General features: G+C 69.7%; 15 protein-coding genes. 12 read left to right on the top strand and 3 right to left on the bottom strand.

Translation table 11 applies throughout. The features are described from left to right. Nucleotides 1-46 precede the first annotated feature (46 nt). The 4 genes from ettA to ACXVUM_RS19100 are packed head-to-tail and all read left to right on the top strand — an operon-like array spanning nucleotide 47 to nucleotide 7,569. Nucleotides 47-1,720: an energy-dependent translational throttle protein EttA gene (gene ettA / locus ACXVUM_RS19115; RefSeq protein WP_458523484.1), complete on the top strand. Its 1,674-nt coding sequence runs from the start codon at nucleotides 47-49 to the stop codon at nucleotides 1,718-1,720. 4 nt (nucleotides 1,721-1,724) lie between these two features. Beyond that, nucleotides 1,725-6,425, top strand: coding sequence for an NAD-glutamate dehydrogenase (locus ACXVUM_RS19110; RefSeq protein WP_458523483.1), 4,701 nt, complete (start codon nucleotides 1,725-1,727; stop codon nucleotides 6,423-6,425). After that, nucleotides 6,422-6,865 carry an acyl-CoA thioesterase gene (locus ACXVUM_RS19105; protein ID WP_458523482.1) on the top strand — a complete coding sequence of 148 codons (444 nt, stop codon included), beginning with the start codon at nucleotides 6,422-6,424 and terminating at the stop codon, nucleotides 6,863-6,865. The genes ACXVUM_RS19110 and ACXVUM_RS19105 overlap by 4 nt, the downstream gene beginning before the upstream one ends. Continuing rightward, complete coding sequence (locus tag ACXVUM_RS19100) at nucleotides 6,862-7,569, top strand: hypothetical protein (protein WP_458523481.1); 708 nt, start codon at nucleotides 6,862-6,864, stop codon at nucleotides 7,567-7,569. Before ACXVUM_RS19105 ends, ACXVUM_RS19100 begins: the two co-directional genes overlap by 4 nt. Before the next feature lie 82 nt (nucleotides 7,570-7,651). Here ACXVUM_RS19100 and ACXVUM_RS19095 read toward each other — a convergent pair whose 3' ends face one another. Next, nucleotides 7,652-9,295 carry a glycoside hydrolase family 13 protein gene (locus ACXVUM_RS19095; RefSeq protein ID WP_458523480.1) on the bottom strand — a complete coding sequence of 548 codons (1,644 nt, stop codon included), beginning with the start codon at nucleotides 9,293-9,295 and terminating at the stop codon, nucleotides 7,652-7,654. 118 nt (nucleotides 9,296-9,413) lie between these two features. After that, nucleotides 9,414-9,809, bottom strand: coding sequence for a globin (locus ACXVUM_RS19090; RefSeq protein WP_458523479.1), 396 nt, complete (start codon nucleotides 9,807-9,809; stop codon nucleotides 9,414-9,416). Nucleotides 9,810-9,999: 190 nt separating this feature from the next. On the opposite strand from ACXVUM_RS19090, the gene ACXVUM_RS19085 reads away from it, so the two are divergent. The 3 genes from ACXVUM_RS19085 (at nucleotide 10,000) to ACXVUM_RS19075 (ending at nucleotide 11,464) form a co-directional block, all read left to right on the top strand. Next, a complete protein-coding gene (locus ACXVUM_RS19085) occupies nucleotides 10,000-10,641 on the top strand; it encodes an HNH endonuclease (protein ID WP_458523478.1) in 642 nt (213 codons plus the stop codon). Between the two features lie 108 nt (nucleotides 10,642-10,749). Next, on the top strand, nucleotides 10,750-11,004 hold the full coding sequence (gene ctaJ, locus ACXVUM_RS19080; RefSeq protein WP_458523477.1) for an aa3-type cytochrome oxidase subunit CtaJ: 255 nt from the start codon (nucleotides 10,750-10,752) through the stop codon (nucleotides 11,002-11,004). After that, nucleotides 10,991-11,464 (top strand): DUF5130 family protein, encoded by a 474-nt coding sequence (locus tag ACXVUM_RS19075; RefSeq protein ID WP_458523476.1) that lies wholly within the window; start codon nucleotides 10,991-10,993, stop codon nucleotides 11,462-11,464. Before ctaJ ends, ACXVUM_RS19075 begins: the two co-directional genes overlap by 14 nt. Before the next feature lie 89 nt (nucleotides 11,465-11,553). Here ACXVUM_RS19075 and pepN read toward each other — a convergent pair whose 3' ends face one another. Continuing rightward, nucleotides 11,554-14,139, bottom strand: coding sequence for an aminopeptidase N (gene pepN / locus ACXVUM_RS19070; RefSeq protein ID WP_458523475.1), 2,586 nt, complete (start codon nucleotides 14,137-14,139; stop codon nucleotides 11,554-11,556). A gap of 177 nt (nucleotides 14,140-14,316) precedes the next feature. Here pepN and ACXVUM_RS19065 point away from each other — a divergent pair, with 177 nt between their 5' ends. The 5 genes from ACXVUM_RS19065 to sthA all read left to right on the top strand — a co-directional run bounded on the left by ACXVUM_RS19065 (nucleotide 14,317) and on the right by sthA (nucleotide 18,802). Then, on the top strand, nucleotides 14,317-14,961 hold the full coding sequence (locus tag ACXVUM_RS19065; RefSeq protein WP_458523474.1) for a mycothiol-dependent nitroreductase Rv2466c family protein: 645 nt from the start codon (nucleotides 14,317-14,319) through the stop codon (nucleotides 14,959-14,961). Between the two features lie 71 nt (nucleotides 14,962-15,032). Beyond that, entirely contained in the window at nucleotides 15,033-15,506 is a 474-nt protein-coding gene (locus ACXVUM_RS19060) for a ribose-5-phosphate isomerase (protein ID WP_458523473.1), read from the top strand. Between the two features lie 21 nt (nucleotides 15,507-15,527). Beyond that, nucleotides 15,528-16,322 carry an Fpg/Nei family DNA glycosylase gene (locus tag ACXVUM_RS19055; protein WP_458523472.1) on the top strand — a complete coding sequence of 265 codons (795 nt, stop codon included), beginning with the start codon at nucleotides 15,528-15,530 and terminating at the stop codon, nucleotides 16,320-16,322. 78 nt (nucleotides 16,323-16,400) lie between these two features. Next, entirely contained in the window at nucleotides 16,401-17,315 is a 915-nt protein-coding gene (locus ACXVUM_RS19050) for a PE-PPE domain-containing protein (protein ID WP_458523471.1), read from the top strand. Nucleotides 17,316-17,362: 47 nt separating this feature from the next. After that, nucleotides 17,363-18,802, top strand: coding sequence for a Si-specific NAD(P)(+) transhydrogenase (gene sthA, locus ACXVUM_RS19045; RefSeq protein WP_458523470.1), 1,440 nt, complete (start codon nucleotides 17,363-17,365; stop codon nucleotides 18,800-18,802). Nucleotides 18,803-18,864 lie beyond the last annotated feature (62 nt).

Below are 18,864 nucleotides of genomic sequence, written 5' to 3'. Positions count from 1 at the left end.
CGACCACATCGCGTGAGCACGACCACCGCGCACGGAAGGACACGACATGGCCGAATTCATCTACACCATGAAGAAGGTGCGGAAGGCGCACGGCGACAAGGTGATCCTCGACGACGTCACGATGTCGTTCTACCCGGGTGCCAAGATCGGCGTCGTCGGCCCGAACGGCGCCGGCAAGTCGTCGATCCTCAAGATCATGGCCGGCATCGACCAGCCGTCGAACGGCGAGGCCTTCCTCGACCCGAACGCGACCGTCGGCATCCTCATGCAGGAACCCCAGCTCGACGAGAACAAGACGGTCCGGCAGAACGTCGAGGACGGTCTGGGCCAGGTCAAGACCGATCTCGACCGCTTCAACCAGATCGCCGAGCAGTTGGCCACCGACTACTCCGACGAGCTGATGGAGGAGATGGGGCAGCTCCAGGAGAAGCTCGACCACGCCGACGCCTGGGATCTCGACTCACAGCTCGAGCAGGCGATGGACGCGCTGCGCTGCCCGCCCGCCGACGAGCCCGTCACCCACCTGTCCGGTGGCGAGAAGCGTCGCGTCGCGCTGTGCCGGCTGCTGCTCTCGAGCCCGGACCTGCTGCTGCTCGACGAGCCCACCAACCACCTCGACGCCGAGAGCGTCCTCTGGCTCGAGCAGTTCCTCGCGAGCTACCCCGGCGCCGTTCTCGCCGTGACGCACGACCGGTACTTCCTCGATCACGTCGCGGGCTGGATCTGCGAGGTCGACCGCGGCAAGCTGCACCCCTACGAGGGCAACTACTCCACCTACCTGGAGAAGAAGGCCGAGCGCCTCGAGGTGCAGGGCAAGAAGGACCAGAAACTGCAGCGGCGCCTCAAGCAGGAGCTGGAGTGGGTGCGGTCGGGGTCGAAGGCCCGCCAGACCAAGAACAAGGCCCGCCTGGCCCGCTACGACGAGATGGCCGCCGAGGCCGACAAGATGCGCAAGCTCGATTTCGAGGAGATCCAGATCCCCACGCCGCCCCGCCTGGGCGACGTGGTGGTCGACGTCAAGAACCTCGACAAGGGTTTCGACGGACGCGTCCTCATCAAGGATCTGTCGTTCACGTTGCCGCGCAACGGGATCGTCGGTGTCATCGGCCCCAACGGCGTCGGCAAGACGACGCTGTTCAAGACGATCGTCGGGCTCGAGGAGCCGGACTCGGGCACGGTGCGCGTCGGCGAGACCGTGAAGCTGAGCTACGTCGACCAGAACCGCGCGAACATCGACCCGAAGAAGAACGTCTGGGAGGTCGTGTCCGACGGTCTGGACTACATCGAGGTCGGCCAGAACGAGATGCCCTCGCGTGCCTACGTCAGCGCGTTCGGCTTCAAGGGGCCCGACCAGCAGAAGAAGGCCGAGGTCCTCTCCGGTGGTGAGCGCAACCGCCTGAATCTGGCTCTGACACTGAAGGAGGGCGGCAACCTGATCCTCCTCGACGAGCCCACCAACGACCTCGACGTCGAGACCCTCGGCTCCCTGGAGAACGCGCTCGACTCGTTCCCCGGCTGCGCCGTGGTGATCTCGCACGACCGCTGGTTCCTCGACCGGACCTGTACCCACATCCTCGCGTGGGAGGGCAACGTGTCCGAGGGGCAGTGGTTCTGGTTCGAGGGCAACTTCGAGGGCTACGAGAAGAACAAGGTGGAGCGCCTCGGACCCGATGCGGCCCGTCCGCACGCCGTCACCCACCGCAAGTTGACGCGGGACTGACGCGGTGAGCCGCGCGGCGGGGGATGTCGGTTCGACGGCGATCTCGGCCGCGGAGGTCGCGCGCGCGTACGACGCGCGGGCCTCCCGTCGCGCGGACGCGTCGACACGTTTCGACGCCGATCGGGTCCGCGAGCATCTCGCGCTCGCCCGGACCCGTTCGCCCGGGCAAGTTCTCGTCGACGTCGTCGAGATCCCTGGTGGCGGTGTCGCGGTACTCGTCGTCGTCGACGACCAGCCACTGCTCGTCGAGGCGGCGGTGGGGGCCGTCGAGCGTGAGGGTGTCACCGTCGACCGCGTGGACCACCCGATCCTGCGGGCGCAGCGCGACGAATCCGGCGTCCTGACCGGCGTCACCGCCGACGCCGGTTCCGACGACGACCGCGCCGGTGTGAGCGAGTCGTGGATCTGCCTCGAGGTCGGCGCCGCCGGTGTCGACGACGCGCCGCGACTGCGTGAGACGGTCGCCGCCGTCATCGACCGGGTGGTCGCCGTCCACGCCGATGCCCAGGCGATGCGCGCCGTGCTCGACGACGCTGCGGACGCCGCGCCGGCCGGACAGACACGGGACCTGTTGCGGTGGTTGAGCGATGGGCACTTCCACCCGATCGGAGTGGTGTCGGCCGGACCCGACGACGCCGAATGGACCGAGGTTCTCGGCGTCTTCGGCGACGCCGCCCTGCCCCGACCGCCGCTCGTACCCGACGACTCCGACGGAGTCGTCGTGGGGCGGATGCACCTGCCCGCAGGCGTCCACCGCACCGCGTACCCGACCGTCGTCCGTGTGGGAGCGGCGCAGGGCGGCGGTGCCCGCGCCGTCGTCGGTGTGTTCGCCACCGCCGGCATCACCGCCGACGTGACCACGGTGCCCGTGCTCCGGGACATCGTCGCGCAGACACTGCAGCACGCCGGGACGAGCCCCGACTCGTACTCGGGTGCCACGATGATCGAACTGGTGCAGAACCACCCCCGCACCGATCTCTTCTCCGCCGAACCCGCCTCGCTGGCAGAGGATCTGGTGGACGCACTCGAGGCCGTCACGGCGCGTGAGGTCCGGGTGTTCCTCCGGTCCGAACCGCAGACCGCGATCGTCTCCGCCCAGATCCATCTCCCGCGCGACCGCTACACGACGCGGCTCCGGGCGACGATGCAGGAACACCTCGCCAACCGTCTCGGTGGGCACGACGCCGAGTACTCCGCGCGGATCACCGACGCACCACTCGCCGCGATCCACGTCCTCATGCGCACCGAGGGTGGGCAGGGTGTGCAACCCGCTGCGGACAGCCCGACCGCCGACATCGACGGGGACGTCCGGGCGTCGATCCAGGACGACCTCGCCGAGGCGGCGCGCAGCTGGGACGAGCACTTCTGTGCACTGGCCGGCCACGCCGACACCGATCTCGACGCCGCGACGGCCGCCGCGTTCGCCCCGATCCTGTCGCAGGCGTACAAGGACCACCGCGATCCCCGCACCGCACTCGACGACACCGCGGTGTTGTCGGCGATGCAGCCCGACGGTTTCGACGTCCGACTCGCCCGGCACGACGATGCCGACCGACGGTGGACGTTCGACCTGTACCTCTGCGGACGGTCGGCGTCGCTGACGGCGGTGCTCCCGATGATCCAGAGCCTCGGGGTCGAGGTGCTCGACGAACAGCCACTCGCGGTCACACGACCCGACGGGATCGACTGCTGGATCTACGAGTTCACCCTCGAGGCCACCGGTGGACTCACGATCTCCGAGGACGGTGGCGACGATCTCGACCACCGGTTCACCGATGCGTTCTCCCATCTGTGGTCCGGCATCGCCGAGGTCGACGAGTTCAACGAACTCGTCCTGCGTACCCGGCTCGACTGGCGGTCGATCGTGATGCTGCGGGCATACGCGAACTACCTGAGGCAGTGCGGGTTCGCCTACAGCACCCACCGGATCGCCTCCGTGCTCGGCGACCACGCCGAGCTCACCGAGGCGTTGATCGAGGTCGTCGTCGCGTCGTTCCACCCCGATCGCGCGGACGACGACACCCGCGATGACGCACTCGCCCGGGTGGACCGCCTGTCGGGGGACGTGATGAGCCTGGACGCGGACCGGATCGTCTCGGCGTTCGTCGACCTGGTGCGAGCGACGGTGCGTACCAACTTCTTCACCGAGGGGGTGTTGCGCCGGGCGCTGGCGATCAAGCTGATCCCGGATCGGATCCCCCAGGCGCCGCAACCCCGTCCGCACCGCGAGATCTACGTGTACTCACCGCGCGTCGAGGGGGTGCACCTGCGTTTCGGAGCCGTCGCGCGGGGCGGCATCCGATGGTCCGACCGCGCCGAGGACTTCCGCACCGAGATCCTGGGTCTGGTGAAGGCGCAGGCGGTCAAGAACGCGGTCATCGTCCCGGTCGGCGCGAAGGGTGGGTTCGTCGTGCGACGTCCCCCGGTGCCGACCGGCGACGCGTCCACCGACCGGGAGGCCACGCGCACGGTCGGCGTCGCCTGCTATCGCGAGTTCATCTCCGCCCTGCTGGAACTCACCGACGACGTCGCGCCCGACGGATCCGTCGTCCCTGCGCCCGGGCTGGTCCGTCGCGACGGCGACGACACCTATCTCGTCGTCGCGGCGGACAAGGGGACCGCCGCGTTCTCCGACATCGCCAACGAGGTCGCCGCCGACCACGGGTTCTGGCTCGGGGACGCGTTCGCCTCCGGAGGATCGGTCGGATACGACCACAAGGCGATGGGCATCACCGCCCGCGGCGCGTGGGAGTCGGTGCGCCGTCACTTCCTCGAACTCGATCTCGACGTCGACACCGACGACTTCACCGTCGTCGGTGTCGGCGACATGAGCGGCGACGTGTTCGGCAACGGGATGCTGCTGTCCGACCACATCGGACTCGTCGCGGCATTCGACCACCGGCACGTGTTCGTCGACCCGACACCCGACCGCGCCGCGGCGACGGAGGAGCGCCGTCGGCTGTTCGGGATGGCGCGATCATCGTGGGCGGACTACGACACCGACGCGATCTCGGCCGGGGGCGGCGTCTGGTCCCGCGAGTCGAAGACGATCCCGGTGAGCCGGCAGATGCGGACGGCGCTCGGCATCGACGACGACGTGGAATCGCTGAGCCCACCGGAACTGATCACCGCGATCCTGCGTGCGCCGGTCGATCTGCTCTGGAACGGCGGTATCGGCACCTACGTGAAGTCGTCGGCCGAGAGCCACGCCGACGTGGGTGACAAGGCGAACGACGCGATCCGTGTCGACGCGCCGTCGGTCCGTGCCCGCGTGATCGGCGAGGGCGGGAACCTCGGCGTCACCGAACGCGGTCGGGTGGAGTTCGACCTGCACGGCGGACGGATCAACAGCGACGCGCTGGACAACTCCGCCGGCGTGGACTGCTCCGACCACGAGGTGAACATCAAGATCCTCCTCGACGCCGCTGTCGCCGCGGGGGAGCTCGACGGGTCGGAACGCGACTCGCTGCTGGCGTCGATGACCGACGAGGTGGCGCGACTGGTGTTGAGCGACAACATCGCCCAGAACACCGCACTCGGCATCGCCCGCGCGCAGAGTGCCTCGATGGCCGAGGTGCACGTCCGGTTGCTCCGTCATCTCGCACGTGAGCACGGCGTGGATCTCGAGCTCGAGGTGCTGCCGACCGGTCGCAGCCTGGCGCGCCGCGGACCGGACCGCGACCGCACCGGACTCACCTCGCCCGAACTCGCGACGACGATGGCGCACGTCAAGCTGGCGGTGAAGGGTGTCCTGCTGGACGGCGACCTGCCCGACAACGACGTGTTCGAGGAGCGTCTGGCCCGCTATTTCCCGGCGCCGCTGCGAGATCGGTTCGCCGAGAAGATCGCCGGCCATCGACTCCGTCGGCAGATCGTCGCCACGACCCTGGTGAACGACGTCGTCGACTGCGCCGGACCCGAGCACGTCTTCTCGCTGACCGAGGGGTCGGGTGCGTCGGAGACCGACGCCGTCCGTGCCTTCGTCGTGGTCTCGGAGATCTTCCGACTCGACGAACTGTGGCGTGACATCGTCGACGCGCAGGCACCCGCGGCGGCTGTCGACGCGATGGTGATCCGCTGGCGCCGCCTGCTGTTCCGTGCCTCACGGTGGATGCTCGCCACCCGCCCGCAGCCACTGGCCGTGTCGGCGGAGGTGACGCGCTACGCGCAGCGGGTGAGTGCGCTCATACCCCACGTCGACGGATGGCTCGGGCCTCGGTCACGTCGCGAGATCGACGCGGTCGCACATGATCTCGGTGACCGGGGCGTCGCCGGCGGTGTCGTCGACGCGGTGGCGGGGTGTCTGCACTGGTTCTGCCTGCTCGACATCGTCGATGCCGCCGAGATCTCCGACCGCGACGAACGCGAGGTCGGGGAGCTGTACTTCGCGATCATGGAGTACCTCGGAGTGGAGGATCTGCTGACCGCGGTGTCCGGTCTCGAGTCCGGCGATCGGTGGCAGTCCCTGGCGCGACTCGCCCTGCGCGACGACCTCTTCGCCGTGATGCGGTCCATCACCCTCACCGTTCTCGAACTCGGTGAGCCCGACGAGACCGCCCAGGAGAAGATCGACGAGTGGCGCATGCACACCGCCAGTCGCCTGACCCGCGCACGGGCGACGTTGGAGGAGATCGACACGTCGGGACACCATGACCTCTCGACGCTGTCGGTCGCGGCGCGGGCGCTGCGGAGCATGATCCGGTGAGCGACAGGGGTTTCACCACCTCGGTGCCCATCCGATGGTCGGACATGGACGTCTTCGCCCACGTCAACCACGCACGGATGGTGACGCTGCTCGAGGAGGCGCGGATCCCGTGGCTGTTCGCCGAGGGACGGCCGACCCGCGACATGCGGAGCGGTTGTCTCGTGGCCGACCTGCACGTGCGCTACCAGGGGCAGATTCGGCACGAGGACACGCCCGTCGAGGTGACGATGTTCACCGTCGCTGTTCGTGCGGTCGACTTCACGGTCGGATACGAGGTACGTCGTCGCGACGAGGACTCGACGGTCAGGCCGTCGGTGGTCGCGTCCACGCAACTGGTCTCCTACGACGTCGACACTCAGGCGCCCCGACGGATGTCCGACGCCGAGAAGGACTATCTGCGTGGCTTCCTGCGCCCGGATGCGCGGGTCCCCGGCCGATGATCGACCTGCCCGACCTCGCCGATCGGTACGACCTGTCGGCCTTCGTCTCCCGGGCACGGGCGCTCGACGAGGCCGCCGTCATCCGACTGCGTCGCCGACCCGACGGTGCGGTCGGTGCGTGGGTGCACACACCGTTCGACGTGCTGGCGACACGATCGGTGCGCGTCGGCATCGACGACCCCGACGTCGTGTTCGACGCCACCGCGCTGCAGACGGCGCTGCGTACACCGGCGGCCGCGCACGAGGGGTCGACCGGCCCGGCGCAGATCGACCCGGGGTTCTCCATGCCGAGCGCGTGGGAATGGGGTGCGCTGCCACCGGACTCCGGCTTCGACCACGTCGACGACGTCCCGGCACGGACCGTCGTCGGCCTGTCGCGCGACGGCGCCGAGGTCGCCCGGACCGAGGGCGGGCCGCAGGGGCCTCCGCCGTCCCTGCTCGATCAGACGGTCCTCGAGGTGAGTGCCGTGCAACCGTCGGGTGGCGGTGTCGAGATCCCCATGCGCGCGGTGTTCGCGGTGACCGCCATGGGCTTCGTCATCGACGGCAGCGGGCGGATGGTCACGGCGACGACGCCGGTCGACGCGATCGACGCCGACGAGCCGGTGCGGGTCCGCGCCTCGTCGACATGGGTGCGCCTCGACGCACGCTTCGGGTCGGTCTGCTTCCGACGGGCAGGCCGGATCCCGCTGACCCCCATCTGACCCCGAGCGGGCCCGCTCGGTGGGGTGTTGCGGCCCGCTCGGCGCGCGGTTGTGGCCCGCTCGCGGACCGGGGTCGGTTCGGTCAGACGAGCCAGGCTGCGGCGTTGGCGGGGAGGCGGCCGTCGACCAGCGGTGCGCTCGACAGGAGCACCTCACCGCCGGGCAGACCGACCGGACCGTCGGTCGCGTTCAGCGCACACACGAGACGCCCGACGGACCGTCGGAACGCGAGACATCCCGGGGGAGCGCCGTACCACTCGACCTCATCGCCCGCGAACTCCGGTCGCGTGCGGCGGAGTTCGATCGCCAGGCGGTAGAGCGAGAGCGTCGAGTCGACGTCCTCGAGCTGGGCCTCGGCGCTCAGCGATGCCCAGTCGTCGGGCATGGGCAGCCAGGTGTCGGGGGAGTCGCTGAACCCGTAGGGAGGCGATTCGCCGGTCCACGGGACGGGGATGCGGCACCCGTCGCGACCACGATTGGTGTGACCGGACCGTTCCCACACGGGGTCCTGCAGGGCAGAGTCGGGCAGGTCGACATTGGGCAGCCCGAGTTCGGATCCGTTGTAGAGGAACACCGTGCCGGGCAGCGCCAGCTCCACCATCACCATCGCCCGCGCGCGGTCGCGACCGATCTGCTCGGTCGTCCCCTCGGCGTAGCGGGTGACCTCGCGCTCGACGTCGTGGTTGGACAGCGTCCACGTCGGCACCCCGCGGACGGAGTCGACGGCGGCGAGGGAGTTCTCGATCGCGTCGCGGACGGAGTCGGCGGTGAACTCGGCCTCGGCGAGGCGGAAGTTGAAGCCCAGGTGCAGCTCGTCGGGGCGTACGTACTCGGCGAAGCGGGCGTTGTCGCGGACCCAGATCTCGCCGACGGTCACCGCGTCGGGGTACTCGTCCATCACCGAACGGATACGGCGGTGGATCGCGTGGACGCCGGGGTTGTTGAACCGTGGATCGTCGTCGTCGTTGATCAGCAGACCGGTCTGCAGCTCCTCGGGCATGTCCGGCAGTCCCGGCGGCTTCGCCATGCCGTGGGCGACGTCGATGCGGAAACCGTCGACGCCGCGGTCGAGCCAGAACCGCAGGGTGGTGGCCAGGTCCTCGAAGACCTCGTCGTTCTCCCAGTTCAGGTCGGGCTGCTCGGCGGCGAAGATGTGGAGGTACCACTGGCCGGGCGTGCCGTCGGGCTCGGTGACCCGTGTCCAGGCCGGCCCGCCGAAGATGCTCGGCCAGTTGTTCGGCGGCTCGTCGCCCTCCTCGCCGAGGCCGTCGCGGAAGATGTACCGCTCCCGTTCGCGACTGCCCGGCTCCGCGGCGAGGGCCTCGACGAACCAGGGATGCTGATCGCTGGTGTGGTTGGGCACCAGATCCATCGTGACCTTGATGTCCCGGGCGTGGGCCTCCTCGATGAGCGCGTCGAGGGCCTCGATCCCGCCGAACAGCGGATCGATGTCGCGGGGATCGGAGACGTCGTAGCCGTGGTCGGCCATCGGCGAGCGCATGACGGGGCTGATCCACAGGGCGTCGACGCCGAGCAGCTCGAGGTATCCGAGCTTGTCGAGGACGCCGGGCAGATCGCCGACGCCGTCACCGTCGCTGTCGGAGAAGGACCGGGGGTAGATCTGATAGAAGACCGCATCCGACCACCACGGGGCGACCGTGTCGGGGTTGTCCGGGTGTCCGTCGGCGACGGAGGCGTCCGGTGACTCGTCGTTCACATCGCCCATCTTGCCTCACACGTCGCACCGTTCCGGGTGTCCGCGACCGTTCGGCGTGGTGTCCATCACACGGACCGGCCGCAGGTGTCCTGCGCCTCATCGCCTGTCCGCGTTGTGGATTCGCTTCTCAGAGTGGGGTGTTCACCATCGACTGCGCGGCCATCTCCATGTACTCGACCAGTGCTCGACGGTGGTCGCCGTCGAGGCGGTCGTCGCCGATCGACGCGATCGCGGTGTGCATGCACCGCAACCAGGCGTCCCGCTCGATCGCACCGATGCGGAACGGCTGGTGCCGCATCCGCAACCGGGGATGGCCGCGTTCGTCGGAGTACGTCCGCGGTCCGCCCCAGTACTGCTCGAGGAACATCCTGAGTCGGCGCTCGGCGCCCTCCAGATCGTCCTCGGGGTAGAGCGGACGGAGGATCTCGTCGCGCGCCACCTCCGCGTAGAACCGCCGTGTCAGGTCGGCGAAGGTGGCGGCCCCGCCGACCGCGTCGTAGAACGTCTCGCTGGCCTCGGTCACCTCACCAGTGTCGCGCATCGACCATGCGCCGACCGCACCACCCGAGGAGTCACCGGGGCGTCACCCGCACGACACCTGGCGTCACCGTCTCGACAGCGTGTCCATGCACTTAAAGGCATGCAGTCGGGCGACGAACGTGGTGCACTGGTGTGCCGAGGGGCATCGGCACCCCCGGACGCTCGGAGGACGGATGGCGCGCACGCGGTCGCAGCAGTCGGAGGTCGTGACCCCACTCGCCGGCGGCGCGCGCCATCATGCCGGGACCGTCACCCCGGATGCGCCCCAGCGCGCCGACGTCGGCCGTGGTGGCCCGGTCTGGGGCAAGCACCGCGTCCTGCTCCTCAACGCCACCTATGAGCCACTGACCGCGATATCGATCCGTCGGGCGGTCGTGCTCGTGCTCCGTGAGCGCGCCGACGTCGTGCACACCGACGAGCGTGGCCCGCACATCCACTCCGCGGACGTCTCGATGGCGGTCCCGTCGGTGATCCGTCTGCGCACCTACGTGCGGGTCCCGTACCGGGCGAAGATCCCGATGACCCGTGCCGCGCTGATGCACCGCGACCGGTTCCGCTGCGGCTACTGCGGCGCGAAGGCCGACACCATCGACCACGTCGTCCCGCGCAGCCGCGGCGGTGCGCACAACTGGGAGAACTGCGTCGCCTGTTGCGCGTCGTGCAACCACAGGAAGGCCGATCGGTTGCTCTCCGAGCTCGGCTGGACGCTGCGCACGGCCCTGACCCCACCGAAGGGGCGTCACTGGCGGCTGCTCGCGACGGTGAAGGAGATCGACCCGTCGTGGTCGCAGTACATCGACGTGGGCGCCGCCTGACCGACCCGTCCACGCAGACAACGACACGGTGTCGTACCCGGCTGGGACACGGCGGTGCGGTTCCGATAGGTTTTCTGCGAACACTCCCGGCGAAGGGTCTCGAGGCTGATGGAAGATCTCATCATCGCGATCGGACTGCCCGTGACGATCATCTGCATCATCATGGTCGTCCTGTGCGTCCTGTCCATGGCGTGGGCCTTCGGATCGGGGCACAAGCCCGCGGTCCGCTACACGCTGGACAAGGAGTGGGACCGTGACCCACTGCTGTTCAGCGCGGTGGATGTGGAGCCCGTCGCGCCGCCCGCCCATCACGAGCCGTCGACCGACGAGCTGACCGGAGGTTCCGCACATGGCAAGTGGTGAGGTCAAGCCGGTCGTCACCGCTCCCGACGCCCTCCCGTTGGGTGCGGTCGTCACGACGAGCGGGCGCATCTCCGCAGCCCGGACCCCCGGGTCGGTCGCCCAGACGCCGCCGTTCGCCCCCGACGAGTTGGTGGCTCTCGACGAGGCGCTGTCCCGGTCGACGGAGCTCGCGCTCGTCCGCTTCTCGGTCTACATCGGCGATCTCGGTGACGATCCGGTCGCCAAGGCGGGCGAGATCCTGCCGCAGGTGCCCGAGCCCGAGCACGCCGCGTTGATCGCGGTGTCGCCGAACACCAAGGACGTCGTCGTGGTCTCCGGTCGCGCCGTCGCCGGCCGCGTCAACGACCGTGTCGCCCAGCTCGGTGTCACCGCGGCCATCGCGGGATTCCGCGAGAACGACCTCGTCGACGGCCTGATCGCCGCGCTGCGGGTCATGGCCACCGCGGTCGCCCGCTCCTGACCACGACGCACTGATCCACACCGCCTCCGGCGCCCGACCTCGCGGTCGGGCGCCGGAGGCGTCTGTGGTCTGCCCCTGGGGGCTCCCCGTCAGCCCTGGTCGCGGTCGGCGCGACGGATCCGCAGCGAGCGCGCGACCGTGTCGCGCCCCTCGAGGACGAGGCGCCGGAGCGCGGGCGGGTGGTCGCCGGCCAGGAACGCGTCCGCACGTTCCAGCGACGCGTCGTCGATGGCCCACTGGGGGTACAGCCCGATGACGACGCTCTGCGCCACCTCGCTGGACCGGCGTCGCCACACGTCCTCGACGGAGTCGAAGTACTTGTCGACGTACGGTGCCAGCAGCTCGTCCTGGCCCGGGCGGGCGAAGCCGGCGATGACGGCCCGTCCGACGGTGTTGGAGAGCGTGTCGTCGGAGACGGTCCGCTCCCAGGCCCGCGCCTTCGCCTCGGCGAGAGGTCGTGCCGCGCGGGCGGTCTCGGCCTTGCGGGCACCGGCGGCGGTGTTGTCGCGCTGCTCTTCGGCGTCGATGACCGGTGTGGTCGTGGGGTCGGTGTCGATGGCACCGGCGGTGGCCAGCGCCGTCACGATCGACCAGCGCAGATCGGTGTCGACGACGAGTCCCGGCAAGCCGACCGACTGCGGATCGTCGCCGTCGAGCAGCGCGCGCAGGACGGTCACCCCCTCGTCGGTGACGAGGCCGGACAGCAGTGCGCCGACGAACGCCAACTGGTGGTCCGATCCCGCGTCGGCGGCGCGCGCCAGTTCGAGCATGCGGTCGGCGAACCGGGGCCACCCCGTCTGCACCGCCCAGTCGGTGTCCGCGTAGCGATCGACGGCGGTCTGCGCCTGCATCAGCACGCGCTGCACCACGGCGATCTCGGTCTCGGCCCCGATCCCGCGCAGCACCATGTCGACGAAATCCCGCGGCCGCATCTGCGCGTCGCGGGTGCGCTCCCACGCCGCGGACCACACGAGCGTGCGGGGGAGGGACTCGGCGATGTCGGCGACGCGATCGGTCGCGACGCGCCACGAGTCGTCGTCGAATCCGATGGTGCAGTAGGTCAGATCGTCGTCGTTGAGCAGGATCATCGCCCCGCGCCGGACCCCCACGAGAGCGGGGACCTCGGTGCGCTCACCGACGACGTCGAGCTCCACGCGGTGGGTGCGGACCAGCTTCCCGTCCGCGTCGTCGTAGACGCCGACGGCGATGCGATGCATCCGCGTCTCACCGGCGCCCGGTTCGGCGCCGGTCTGCACGACGGTGAACGATGCGAACGCACCGTCGTCGTCGACGGTGAACTCCGGCCGGAGACCGGTGATCCCGGTGGTGCGGAGCCACTGGTCGCCCCAGTCCGACAGGTCGCGACCCGAGGACCGCTCGAGCGCACCGACGAGGTCGGCGAAGGTGGCGTTGCCGAACTCGTGCGCGGTGAAGTAGTCCCGCAGGCCGGCGAGGAAGTCCTCGAGACCCACATAGGCGACGAGCTGCTTGAGCACGGATGCGCCCTTGGCGTAGGTGATCCCGTCGAAGTTGACCTCCACCGCCGCGATGTCGGGGATGTCGGCGGCGACCGGATGGGTCGACGGGAGTTGATCCTGGCGGTAGGCCCACGACTTGTCGACGGTGGCGAACGTGGTCCACGCGCTGGTGTACTCGGTCGCCTCGGACTGGCACAGGACCGACGCGAACGTCGCGAAGGACTCGTTGAGCCACAGGTCATCCCACCACTGCATGGTGACGAGGTCGCCGAACCACATGTGCGCCATCTCGTGCAGGATCGTCTCCGCGCGACGCTCGTAGAGCGCCGTGGTCACCTTCGACCGGAACACGTAGTCCTCGAGATAGGTGACCGCACCGGCGTTCTCCATCGCGCCGGCGTTGAACTCCGGGACGAACAGCTGGTCGTACTTGCCGAACGCGTAGGGCACCCCGAAGTTGCGGTGGTAGAACTCGAAACCCTGCTTGGTCTCGGTGAACACCCGATCGGGGTCCATGTGTTCGGCCAGTGATGCGCGGCAGTAGATCCCGAGTGGGATGGTGCCGTGATCGTCGGAGTAGGAGTCCTCCCACCGCGCGTAGGGGCCGGCGACGAGGGCGACGAGATAGGTGCTGAGACGTTCGGTCGGGCGGAAGCGGTGCACCCCCGGCTCCGCGGCGAGTGTCTCCGTCACGGCGGCGTTCGACACCACCTGCCAGTCCTCCGGCGCGGTCACGGTGATCGCGAACGTCGCCTTGAGGTCCGGCTGGTCGAAGCACGCGAACATCCGCTTCGCATCGGCGGTCTCGAACTGCGAGTACAGGTACACCGCACCGTCGGACGGGTCGACGAACCGGTGGAGGCCCTCACCGGTGTTCGAGTAGAGACACTGCGCGACGACGGTCAGCTCGTTGTGCTCCGCGAGATCGGGCAGGGTGATCCCGTCCTCGGCGGCGTAGTCCGAGACGTCGAGTTCGGTGCCGTTGAGTGTCGCGGAGGTGACGCTGTCCGCGACGATGTCCACGAAGGTCGAGGCGCCGACCGTCGCATCGAAGGTGATCGTCGACGTGGAGGCGAACGTGCGCTCGCCCGGTGCGCCGGCGCCGTCGGTGAGATCGAGCTCCACGGAGTAGGCGGAGACGCTGATGGTCCGGGCGCGCTCGACGGCGGCGTCGCGGGTGAGATTGGGTGCGGTCACGATCGGTTCCCCTTCGAGCGGTCGGTGATGCGTTCACACTTACCCCATGTCGGCCCCGGGCCGGGCGGTGGAATGCCGTCGCCGGTGGGAATGCGACGTCGTCGGGCCTGTTGTATCCCTTGAGCACCCGCACGACCGGAGACGACGCCCTCAGCGGCGTAGAACGAGGAGAACACCATGACCGCCACCGACACCGCGCCCGCCGCGTCGGACGCCTCGACCCGTGACCGCGTCGACTTCTGGCTCGACCCGCTGTGCCCGTGGTGCTGGATCACCTCGCGCTGGATCCTCGAGGTCGAGAAGGTGCGTGACATCGGCGTCACCTTCCACATCATGAGCCTGGCCGTCCTCAACGAGGGCAAGGACATCCCCGCCGAGTACGCGGAGAAGCTGAAGGACGCGTGGCGTCCCGTCCGTGTCCTGCAGGCCGCGGTCGACGCGCATGGGCACGAGGTGCTCGACCCGCTGTACACCGCGATGGGCACCCAGATCCACAACCGCGGCGTCTCCGACTTCGACGCGGCCATCGCGGCCGCTCTGGCGGACGCCGGACTGCCCACCGATCTCGCCTCGGCCGCCGACTCCGACCGCTTCGACGAGACGATCCGCGCCAGCCATCACGAGGGCATGGACAAGGTCGGCGACGACGTCGGCACCCCCACCATCCACATCAACGACGTCGCGTTCTTCGGTCCCGTGCTCTCCCGGATCCCGCGGGGCGAGGACGCGGGGAAGGTGTGGGACGGCGCGGTCGCGCTGGCCAACTACCCGCACTTCTTCGAGCTCAAGCGCAGCCGCGACGAGGATCCGCAGTTCGACTGACACCCGGGGGAGTCCCGCGGGCCGCTGACCAGGCGGTCGCGACCCGCGGGGCACCTGTCATGCTGGTCGCCATGCGCGTCTACCTGGGGGCCGATCACGCCGGCTTCGACCTGAAGAACACCATCGCCGACCACCTGCGGACGAACGGCCACGACGTCGTCGACTGCGGCGCCCACGCCTACGACGCCGCGGACGACTACCCGGCGTTCTGCATCGCGGCCGCCGCACGTACCGTCGCCGACCCCGGGAGCCTCGGGATCGTGCTGGGCGGCAGCGGCAACGGTGAGCAGATCGCCGCGAACAAGGTCCCCGGCGCACGGTGCGCGTTGGCGTGGAGCGTCGAGACGGCGCAGCTGGCCCGGCAACACAACAACGCACAGCTGATCGGGATCGGTGGACGGATGCACTCCACCGAGGACGCGCTGGCCATCGTCGACGCGTTCCTGGCGACCCCGTGGTCGGAGGAACCCCGACACCAGCGGCGGATCGACATCCTCGCCGACTACGAGACCACCCACGAGGCACCGCCGGTACCCGAGAGCTGATCGGGGCGGGGAGGAGGACCGATGCCCGAGGGGCACACCGTCCATCGCCTCGCCCGCCTGCACACGCGGCGGTTCAGGAGATCCCCGGTGCGCGTGTCGAGCCCGCAGGGGCGGTTCGTCGCGGAGGCGGAGCGTCTCGACGGCCAGGAGTTCTCCCGCGCGCAGGCGTGGGGCAAGCACCTGATCCACGAATACGCCTCCGGGGACATGGTGCACATCCATCTCGGGCTCTACGGCACGTTCAGCGACGTCCCCGCCCCGATGCCGCCACCCGTGGGCCAGGTCCGTATGCGGATCGAGAACGAGACGCGCGGAGCCGACCTACGCGGGCCGACCGCGTGCGAGTACTTCACCCCGGCCGATCTCGACGCCCTCGTCGCCCGTCTCGGTCCGGACCCGCTGCGATCCGACGCCGATCCCGAGCGGGCGTTCGCGCGCATCCACAGATCGCGGCGCGCAATCGGCGCGATGCTGATGGACCAGAAGGTGATCGCCGGTGTCGGCAACGTCTACCGCGCCGAGGTGCTCTTCCGTGCGGGTGTGCACCCCCTGCGACAGGGCACCCTCGTCGACGAGGCGGTGTGGCGGGACATGTGGGACGACATCGTCGACCTGATGGCCGTCGGCGTCCGCAAGGGGAAGATCGTCACGGTCCGACCCCAGGACGACCACGGCACCCCGGGACGCCGAGGCCGGCCGCGCAGCTACGTCTACCGCCGCCGCGGCGAACCGTGCCGGATCTGCGGGACGACGGTGCTCGGCGAGGTGATGGAGGGCCGCAACCTCTTCTGGTGCCCCACCTGTCAGCCGGACTGACCCGCCCCGGCCGTCGACACACCCGATCGTCACCGTGTTCTTGGGCTTTCCACAAGAAGCACGAGCACCATGGACGTCATGGAGACGATGACGCTGCTCGTCGTGGGTGGGACCGGGGAGGCGACCACCGCCGACCCGCCGACGCCCGTGCGCGGTCTGCTGCGCTGCGTGGTCGACGACCTCGACACCCGTTTCGATCCGCGGTGGGTCGGCTACCCCGCCAGCTACGGCCCGGTGCCGGTGCGTGACGGTCCGAGCTTCGTCGACAGCGTCGCCGAGGGCGTCCGGGCCCTCCGCGCGACGATCGCCGCCATCGACGGACCGTACGCGACCATCGGCTACTCCCAGGGGTGTGTCGTGATCCGGGAAGCTCTCGGCGACAACGCTGTCCGGCCGCCGGCCGCGATCGGCCTCGTGGCCGATCCGCACCAACCCGCCGGGTGTGTGCGGGGATGCGACGGACACGGCGTGGCCGGGCCGGGACGTCCGTTGCCCGCGGTGCCCACCATGTGGATCGGCGACCGCGACGACGTCATCTGCAACGCCAGCCCCGACTCGCTGATCCGCGATGTCGCCGACCTCACCCGCGGTCTGACGGTGGCCACCCCGCGGGTCTGGGTGCGACAGATGCTGCGTGCCGTGCGCACCGGGGCCATGCAGAACGCCCGCGCGACGTCGATCCGACCGTCGCAGTGGCGTCGCGACATCACCCGGTTGGCGGTGGCGGCGCACGAGGCCCGCGGATATCTGCCGTGTTCGTTGCGCATCGGACCGTTCACCGTGCGCAACCCCGTCGGCGGGCGCCATGTCGCCTACGCGACCGATCGCAGCCGGGACCAGGCCGCACTCACCGGATGCGCCGCGCTCGCCGCGTGGCTGCAGGTCGTCGCGACGGTGCATCTCGGTCCCGTCGAGACCGCGGCTCCCAGGGCGTTCACGTCGGTGTCGTCGTCTCGACGCGCGCCGCGAACGGGTCTGGGCGACACTGGCTGAGCCGCCGCACGGCGGCGAACGTCCCCACCGAGCAGCGGAGCGTGCGCGTGGACCATTTCGACCTCGTGGTCATCGGATCCGGCCCGGCGGGTCAGAAGGCGGCCATCGCGGCCGCCAAGCTGGGCAAGCGTGCCGCCGTCGTGGAGCGGCGCGACATGGTCGGCGGCGTCTGCACCAACACGGGGACGGTGCCGTCGAAGACCATGCGTGAGGCGGTCATGTACCTCACCGGCCTCAACCAGCGCGAGCTCTACGGGCAGTCCTACCGCCTCAAGTCCGACATCACCGTGTCCGATCTGTCGGCGCGCACGCACCACGTGATCGGTCGCGAGATCGACGTCGTCCAGAGTCAGTTGGCGCGCAATCGCGTCGCGCTGATGATCGGCAACGCCTCCTTCGTCGACGACCACCAGATCGCGATCCAGGGTCCCGACGGCGACCTGAGGACGGTGAGCGCCGACCACGTCGTGATCGCCGTCGGCACGCGTCCCGCTCGCCCCTCGACGGTCGACTTCGACGGGGCGACGATCGTCGACTCGGACCAGATCCTGGGGATGGATCATGTGCCGCAGTCGATGGTGGTCGTGGGCGCCGGTGTCATCGGCATCGAGTACGCGTCGATGTTCGCCGCACTCGGAACCAAGGTGACGGTGGTGGAGAAGCGGCACACCATGCTCGACTTCTGCGACCGCGAGATCATCGAGGCCCTGCAGTATCAGCTGCGCGAGCGCGGCGTCACCTTCCGCTTCTCCGAGTCGGTGCAGACCGTCGAGAAGCACAGCGGCGGCACGGTGACGATCCTGGAGTCCGGCAAGAAGATCCCCGCCGACACCGTTCTGTACTCGGCGGGCCGACAGGGTGTCACCGACGAGTTGGACGTCGCCGCAGCGGGTCTGGAGTCCGATCCCCGCGGTCGCCTCGCCGTCGACGAGCACTACCGCACGTCGGTCGACCACATCTACGCCGTCGGCGACGTCATCGGGTTCCCGGCCCTGGCCGCGACCTCGATGGAGCAGGGTCGTCGTGCGGCGTACCACGCGTTCGGCGAGCCCGTCGGGAACGGCACCTCCATCCAGCCCATCGGCATCTACTCGATCCCCGAGGTGTCCTACGTGGGACGGACCGAGGACGAACTGACCGCGGACATGGTGCCGTTCGAGGTGGGCGTCGCGCGCTACCGCGAGCTCGCACGCGGGGCGATCATGGGCGACTCGTACGGCATGCTCAAACTGCTCGTCCACGCCGGGGACCGGTCGCTGCTGGGCGTCCACGTGTTCGGCAGCAACGCCGCGGAGCTCGTCCACATCGGGCAGACCGTCATGGGGTGCGGCGGCACCGTCGACTATCTCGTCGACGCGGTGTTCAACTATCCGACCCTCGCGGAGGGGTACAAGGTCGCCGCACTCGACGCTGTCAACAAGATGCGGGCGATCTCGCGGGTGACAGGGTCGGGCTCCGGCGCGGTGCACGACCTCGGCACGGAATGACACATCCCCCGCCGGCCGATGGCCGACGGGGGATGGGGTGCGTGTGCGCGGCCGGTCAGCCG

Source organism: Williamsia sp. SKLECPSW1, assembly GCF_054332755.1.
This window is presented reverse-complemented; position numbering and strand designations above follow the sequence as displayed.

What these genes read in the sequence shown, in the direction of transcription:
- ACXVUM_RS19075 (WP_458523476.1), top strand. Translation starts at nt 10,991, where the DNA reads ATGGCAAGTGGTGAGGTCAAGCCGGTCGTCACCGCTCCCGACGCCCTC.
- ACXVUM_RS19050 (WP_458523471.1), top strand. Translation starts at nt 16,401, where the DNA reads ATGGAGACGATGACGCTGCTCGTCGTGGGTGGGACCGGGGAGGCGACC.
- ACXVUM_RS19100 (WP_458523481.1), top strand. Translation starts at nt 6,862, where the DNA reads ATGATCGACCTGCCCGACCTCGCCGATCGGTACGACCTGTCGGCCTTC.
- ACXVUM_RS19055 (WP_458523472.1), top strand. Translation starts at nt 15,528, where the DNA reads ATGCCCGAGGGGCACACCGTCCATCGCCTCGCCCGCCTGCACACGCGG.
- ACXVUM_RS19060 (WP_458523473.1), top strand. Translation starts at nt 15,033, where the DNA reads ATGCGCGTCTACCTGGGGGCCGATCACGCCGGCTTCGACCTGAAGAAC.
- ettA (WP_458523484.1), top strand. Translation starts at nt 47, where the DNA reads ATGGCCGAATTCATCTACACCATGAAGAAGGTGCGGAAGGCGCACGGC.
- ACXVUM_RS19095 (WP_458523480.1), bottom strand. Translation starts at nt 9,295, where the DNA reads ATGGGCGATGTGAACGACGAGTCACCGGACGCCTCCGTCGCCGACGGA.
- ACXVUM_RS19085 (WP_458523478.1), top strand. Translation starts at nt 10,000, where the DNA reads ATGGCGCGCACGCGGTCGCAGCAGTCGGAGGTCGTGACCCCACTCGCC.
- ACXVUM_RS19065 (WP_458523474.1), top strand. Translation starts at nt 14,317, where the DNA reads ATGACCGCCACCGACACCGCGCCCGCCGCGTCGGACGCCTCGACCCGT.
- ctaJ (WP_458523477.1), top strand. Translation starts at nt 10,750, where the DNA reads ATGGAAGATCTCATCATCGCGATCGGACTGCCCGTGACGATCATCTGC.